Origin of the sequence: Rathayibacter sp. AY1C1, from assembly GCF_002932105.1 — a bacterium.
Lineage (GTDB): Bacteria > Actinomycetota > Actinomycetes > Actinomycetales > Microbacteriaceae > Rathayibacter.
Genome location: NZ_PSWH01000062.1, coordinates 1 through 5,995, shown reverse-complemented (window position 1 = coordinate 5,995; position 5,995 = coordinate 1). Strand labels below are relative to the sequence as shown.

Here is a 5,995-nt window from a genome sequence, read left to right as displayed (position 1 = left end):
GTGCGACGACTCCTGCGCACTCGGCGATGACCGCTGGGACGGGCCCGGCGGCTCCACGACCATGCGGAAGCGGCCGTACTGGAGCGCGAGTACGGCGACTTCGGAGGAGTGGCGACCGGCTCGAGTCTGCGGGTCCGCGAGTGCTCAAGAGTTGTCGCAGTCGACACCGAGTGCGACAAGTTCTGGACAGTGGGGGAGGCTCCGGGGTGAGGGCTCGCGAGTGCTCAGGAGTTGTCGCAGTCGACGCCGAGTGCGACAAGTTCTGGACGGTGGGGAGGCTCCGGGGTGAGCGCTTGCGAGTGCTCAAGAGTTGTCGCAGTCGACGCCGAGTGCGACAAGTTCTGGACAGTGGGGGGGAGGGGCTCCGGGTGAGGGCTCGCGAGTGCTCGGGAGTCGTCGCAGTCGCGGCCGAGTGCGACGACTTCTGGACGGTGGGCGGCGTCCGAGCGGCGTCAGGGACCCCGGCAGCACCCGTCAGGGACCCCGGCAGCACCCGTCAGGGACCGCGGCGGCACGCATCGGGGGCCCCGCGGCGCGCGTCGCGCCCGGCACCCGCGACCTAGGGTGAGGGAATGCATCCGCTCGACGCCCAGGACCCGCTCGCGCACTGCCCCGCGCTGTTCGTCCGCGCCCCCGAGGTCCGCTCCTACCTCGACGGCAACTCGCTCGGCCGGCCGCTGCGCGCCAGCGTCGCCCGGCTCGCGCGGTTCGCGGAGGAGGAGTGGGGCGGCCGCCTCATCCGCGGCTGGGAGGAGGGCTGGCTCGAGATGCCGCTCGAGGTCGGCGACGCCCTCGGCTCCGCGGTGCTGGGAGCCGCGGCCGGGCAGACGGTCGTCGCCGACTCCACGACCGTCCTGCTCTACAAGCTCGCCCGCGCGGCGATCGCACGCCAGGCGGAGCAGGGGCGCGACGAGATCGTCGTGGACACCGACAACTTCCCCACCGACCGGTACGTGCTGGAGGGCATCGCGGCCGAGACCGGCAGCACGCTCCGCTGGATCGACTCCGACCCCGGGAGCGGCGTCGGCCCCGACGACCTCGCCCCGGTGCTCGGCGAGCGGACGGCGCTGGTGCTGCTCAGCCACGTCGCGTACCGCTCGGGGTTCCTCGCCGACGCCGCGGCGATCACCGCTCAGGCGCACGAGGCCGGCGCGCTCGTGCTCTGGGACGCCTCCCACTCCGTCGGCTCGGTGCCGCTCGAGCTCGACGCGTGGGGCGCGGACCTCGCGGTCGGCTGCTCCTACAAGTACCTCAACGGAGGCCCGGGGGCGCCCGCGTGGGCGTACGTCGCCTCCCGGCACCAGGGCTCGCTCGCGCAGCCGGTGCAGGGCTGGATGGGCGTCGCCGACATGTTCGAGATGGGACCCGGCTATCGTCCGGCCGAGGGGATGCGGCGCTTCCTCAGCGGGACTCCGCCGATCACGGGGATGCTCGCGATGCAGGACATGATCGCGCTGATCGCCTCGGTGGGCATGCCCGCGGTCCGCGCGAAGTCGGAGGCGATGACGGCGTACGCGCTGGAGCTGGCCGACGCGTGGCTGGTGCCGCGCGGGGTGCGGGTGGCGACTCCGCTCGACCCCGCCCGGCGCGGCTCGCACGTGACGATCGCGCACGAGTCGTTCGCCGGCCTGGTCCCGCGGCTGCAGGCGGAGGGGGTCGTGCCGGACTTCCGCCGACCCGACGGCATCCGGATCGGCCTCTCGCCGCTGTCGACCACCTTCGCCGAGCTGGAGCTGGGCATGGCGGCCATGCGGGACGCGCTGGACTGAGCGGGCCGGGGCTCGGCGGGGCGGCTGTTCCCGACCCCGCCCCCTGCCCTCACCGCGCGTCGCGCGTCCGTCGAGTGCTTTCCTTCTGCAGGGCCTCGACGAGCTCGGCCTTCGTCATGCGCGAGCGGCCGGAGACGTCCAGGCGCTTGGCGAGGTCCATCAGGTGCGCCTTGGTCGCGTTCGCGTCCACTCCGCCCGCCGTCTCGCCCCCGGGGGAGCGGCCGTGGCCCTCGGCGCGGGAGTCGGAGGGGCCGCTCTCGGCCTTGCGCTCCCAGTGGTCGCCGACCTTCTCGTACTCGTGCTTCAGCGCGGCGAAGGCTGTGCGGTGGGCGCGCTCGCCGTCGCCGTAGCTGTCGACGGCCGAGTCGTGCGCGGCCGACCAGAGCTTCTGCGCGTGCTCGTCGGAGCGCTCGATGGTGGACGGGATCTGTTCCTCGCGGGGCATGGCGGCCTCCCTCTCGTCCTCCGACGCTACGTCGGGTCGGAGGCGCCGGTCACCCCGTTGACGAGCGCTCGGCGGGCGCCTCCGTCCCCGGAGCGCACTCGGGAGGCCGCTGCCGGTGTTCTCACCGGGCCGACGCCGATGATGGGGCGATGTTCATCCCGACCAGAGCCGCCGGTCTCGAGGCGCTCGACGACTTCGTCGCCCGCGCGGGCTCCGCCTACGCCCGCGACCGCAACCACGACCTCGGACCGTCCCGGGACAACGTCTCCGGGCTCTCGCCCTACCTCCGCCACCGCCTCGTCACCGAGCGGGACGTCGTCGCCGCGGTCCTCGCGCGCCACCGGCTGACCGCCGCGGAGAAGTTCGTCCAGGAGGTGTTCTGGCGCACCTACTGGAAGGGCTGGCTCGAGCAGAACCCGGACGTCTGGCGCCGCTACCGCCGCGAGGTGGCGGACTCCTCCGCGGGCGATCCTCCGCCCGGGTACCTCGACGCGATCGGCGGACACAGCGGCATCGACGCGATGGACGCGTGGGTGAGCGAGCTCGTCGAGACCGGGTACCTCCACAACCACACCCGCATGTGGTTCGCGAGCATCTGGATCTTCACCCTCGGACTGCCCTGGCAGCTCGGCGCCGACTTCTTCTACCGGCACCTGCTCGACGGCGACGCCGCGTCCAACACCCTGTCGTGGCGATGGGTCGCCGGCCTGCAGACTCCGGGCAAGACCTACCTCGCCTCCGCGTCCAACATCGCCCGCTACACGGAGGGGCGCTTCTCGCCGAGCGGCCTCGCCACCACAGCCCCCGCGCTGACGGAGGAGCCCTTCCCGCCGCGGGCACCGCTCGAGCAGGACGACGTCGTGGGGACCGTCGGCGCCCGCCCCGGCCTCCTGCTGCACGAGGAGGACCTCGAGGCGGAGAGCCTGCTCGCCGAGCAGCCGGGTCTGGCCGAGCGCCTCGTCGCGTGCGCCGTCGCCGGGGACGCGGGCGGGCGCTCGCCGTCCGGAGTCTCCGACGCGGTCGCCGCCTTCACCGCCGCGGCGCTCGCCGACGCCGCCGAGCGCACTTCCGACTCCAGCGGTCGGCCGGCGCGGGTGCTGGCGGACGCGCGTGCCGCGACGATCGTCGACTGGGCGGTCTCCGAGCGGATCGACACCGTGGTCGTTCCGTACGCGCCGGTCGGGCCCGTCGGCGAGCGGGTGGAGGCGCTCCGCTCGGCTCTCGCCGACGAGGGGGTCGCGCTCGTCACCGTGCGCCGCCGCTGGGACGGTGCGGCGTGGCCGTCGGCGTCGCGGGGGTTCTTCCCGTTCCGGAAGCGGATCCCGGCGCTGGTGCGCGACCTCGTCGAGCCCGCCGACGCGGCACGCCTGTTCTGAGCGGCGTTCCGAGAGCCGCGTCCCGCGAGCTGCGTCCTGTGGGCCGCGTCCCGCGAGCTGCGTCCTGTGGGCCGCGTCCCGTGGGCCGCGAGCCGCGAGCCGTGTCCTGTGAGCCCCGTCCCGCGACCCACGTCCTGTGAGCCCCGTCCCGCGGAACCTGCCTGGTCCCGCGGGGCGGGTGCCGCTCAGCCGAGCAGGCGGTCGCGGAGGAAGTCGCTCGCGAAGCGGCCCGAGGGGTCCCACTCGGAGCGGAGGGTGCGCCACTCCTCGAGGTGCGGGTAGAGCGGCGCGATCTCGTCGGCTCCGGCGAGGAAGTGCTTGCCCCAGTGCGGCCGGGCCCCGAGCGGCAGCAGCGCGCCCTCGACGGCGGGGAGCACGGCGTCGACGCCGGCGCGGTCCTTCTTGAAGGTGAAGTGCACGCCGACGCTGTCGCGGCCTCCGGCGGGGGAGAGCCACTGGTCGTCGCCCGCCATGGTCCGCAGCTCCGTGATGAGCAGGACGTCGTCGATCCGCTCGCCGATCGCGCGCAGCGCCACGATCGCCTCGCGGACGTTCGCGCGCGGCACCATGTACTCGCTCTGGATCTCGTCGCCCGCGCTCGGCTCGCGGTCGAGGCGGAAGTGCGGCAGGCGCTCGGACCACGGTCCGACGGAGCCGCCGAACGGGTTCAGGTTGGAGTCGACACCCTCCGAGACGGCGAAGAGGCTCGCGGAGGCGGCGACCGCGCCCAGGTGCGTCGCGTCGACGTCGGCGACGGATCCCGCCGCCACCTTGGTCTTCAGCCACAGCTGCTCCACGATCGGCGAGGACCAGTGGGTCATGAGGCTGACGCTGTAGGCGGAGGAGGTGATCGCGTCGAAGTCGTCGAGCACGCGCTCCCAGGGCAGGTCGACGAACGCGTCCTGGCGGACGTCGAAGGTTGGCTGGATGTCGAGGGTCACGCGGGTGACGATGCCGAAGGCGCCGAGGCCGACGACGACGCCCTCGAAGCCCGGCTCCCCGCGGCGGATCGTGCGCAGCGAGCCGTCGGCGGTGACGAGCTCGAGCGCCGAGACGGCGGAGGAGAGGTTCGCGTTGCGGTCGCCCGAGCCGTGAGTGCCGGTCGCGATGGCGCCGGCGACCGAGATGTGCGGGAGAGAGCCCATGTTGTGCAGGGCGTAGCCGTTGCTGTGCAGGTGCGCGGCGACGACGCCGTAGCGGGTGGCGCCGCCGACGGTGACGGTGCTCGCCTCGGCGTCGATCACGGGGTCGGAGGCCAGGCGGCCCAGGTGCAGCAGTGCGCCGGGGGTGTCGGGCAGGGAGTTGAAGGAGTGGCGGCTGCCGAGGGCGCGGACGCGCTCGTTCTCGCGGACGAGGCGCTGCACCTCCTCGACGGACTCCGGCTCGATGATGGCGGCGGCGCGGTACTCGTAGGTGCCCGCCCAGTTGCTCCGTGAGGTCATGGATCCATTCTGCCGGGTGCGCGGGGGATTTGTTGTTGGTTGCAACGAATGGCCTGGTAACGCACGGGACGCGGCAGGACGGAACGGCGTGGATCTTGTTCGGGGCGCGCTCCGGGCCCCTGACGGGGAGGGCGGCAATGACCGCGCGCAGACGGTCCCGCTCCGATCTGTTCCGGATGTGCGTGAGCCTCCTGGTCACGATCGTGGTGGTGCTGCTCGTCCTGGCGACGGGGACACCCGCTCCTGGCGACGGGGCCGTCGATGCGACGGCGACCCTCGTTCCGCGGTCTCTCTGCTCGGCCGCCGCTCTCCACCGCCCTCTCCGTGGGCTGGAGCGCCGCCTCGTCCTCGCTCCTCGACGAGCAGGCGCTGCGAAGCGCCGCCTCCTTCTCGCGCCTCGACGAGCAGGCGCTGCGGAGCACCGCCGAGGAGGAGGCGCGCGGCGAGCGGCGCCTCCTCTCGCGGATGCTGGGGGCGACCGGGGCGACCAGCACGACGCTGTCGGCGGCGGTGCCGGCGATCGTGGTCACGGTGGCGGTCGTGGTCACGGTGGCGATCGCGCAGAGGACGGATTTCCGCAGCGAGCCCCTCTCCCTCGCCGCCGCCCTGCTCGCCGTCGCGAGCTCGTGGGTGTTGATGGTCTTCTCGTTCGCGCAGGCCTGCCTGCGCCTCGAGTCGCGGTCGCCCGGCGGTCGCAGGTGCGCTTCGCCTTCGAGGAGGCGCCGCACCTCAGCGACGACGCGACCCTTGCGCTCCTGCTGTCCACGATGGCGGCCACGGTCTCGGCCGAGATCCGCTCGAGAGAGGGCTGGCGCCTGGTGCGCGCGAACGTCGTCATCGCGTTCGCCTTCGACTCGGTCATCATCGCGATGACGGTGTCACTTCTGTTCGGCGGACTCACGGCCTGAGGCGGCGGGAGCGGAGCGTCCGGCGGAGCCGGGGGCGGTGGGGTCGGGGCGGGTT

General features: G+C 73.5%; 5 protein-coding genes. 3 read left to right on the top strand and 2 right to left on the bottom strand.

The window, feature by feature from the left end; genetic code table 11:
• Window positions 1-572: 572 nt before the first annotated feature.
• On the top strand, window positions 573-1,769 hold the full coding sequence (locus tag C5C71_RS16960; protein WP_104338162.1) for a kynureninase: 1,197 nt from the start codon (window positions 573-575) through the stop codon (window positions 1,767-1,769).
• Window positions 1,770-1,818: 49 nt separating this feature from the next.
• On the opposite strand, the gene C5C71_RS16955 is transcribed toward C5C71_RS16960, so the two are convergent.
• The gene (locus tag C5C71_RS16955) at window positions 1,819-2,214 is read right to left on the bottom strand and encodes a ChaB family protein (protein WP_104225169.1); all 396 of its coding nucleotides are present in this window, start codon (window positions 2,212-2,214) and stop codon (window positions 1,819-1,821) included.
• A 149-nt stretch (window positions 2,215-2,363) separates the two neighbouring features.
• Between C5C71_RS16955 and C5C71_RS16950 the strand changes: the two genes are divergently transcribed.
• The gene (locus C5C71_RS16950) at window positions 2,364-3,590 is read left to right on the top strand and encodes an FAD-binding domain-containing protein (RefSeq protein ID WP_104338161.1); all 1,227 of its coding nucleotides are present in this window, start codon (window positions 2,364-2,366) and stop codon (window positions 3,588-3,590) included.
• A 185-nt stretch (window positions 3,591-3,775) separates the two neighbouring features.
• On the opposite strand, the gene C5C71_RS16945 is transcribed toward C5C71_RS16950, so the two are convergent.
• On the bottom strand, window positions 3,776-5,032 hold the full coding sequence (locus tag C5C71_RS16945; protein WP_104338160.1) for an FAD-binding protein: 1,257 nt from the start codon (window positions 5,030-5,032) through the stop codon (window positions 3,776-3,778).
• Window positions 5,033-5,730: 698 nt separating this feature from the next.
• On the opposite strand from C5C71_RS16945, the gene C5C71_RS16940 reads away from it, so the two are divergent.
• Window positions 5,731-5,940, top strand: a complete 210-nt coding sequence (locus C5C71_RS16940; protein ID WP_104338159.1) for a DUF1345 domain-containing protein — start codon at window positions 5,731-5,733, stop codon at window positions 5,938-5,940.
• Window positions 5,941-5,995 lie beyond the last annotated feature (55 nt).

Bases quoted from the DNA above. Each gene is read 5' to 3' on its own strand.
- C5C71_RS16960 (WP_104338162.1), top strand. From the start codon at position 573: ATGCATCCGCTCGACGCCCAGGACCCGCTCGCGCACTGCCCCGCGCTG.
- C5C71_RS16955 (WP_104225169.1), bottom strand. From the start codon at position 2,214: ATGCCCCGCGAGGAACAGATCCCGTCCACCATCGAGCGCTCCGACGAG.
- C5C71_RS16950 (WP_104338161.1), top strand. From the start codon at position 2,364: ATGTTCATCCCGACCAGAGCCGCCGGTCTCGAGGCGCTCGACGACTTC.
- C5C71_RS16945 (WP_104338160.1), bottom strand. From the start codon at position 5,032: ATGACCTCACGGAGCAACTGGGCGGGCACCTACGAGTACCGCGCCGCC.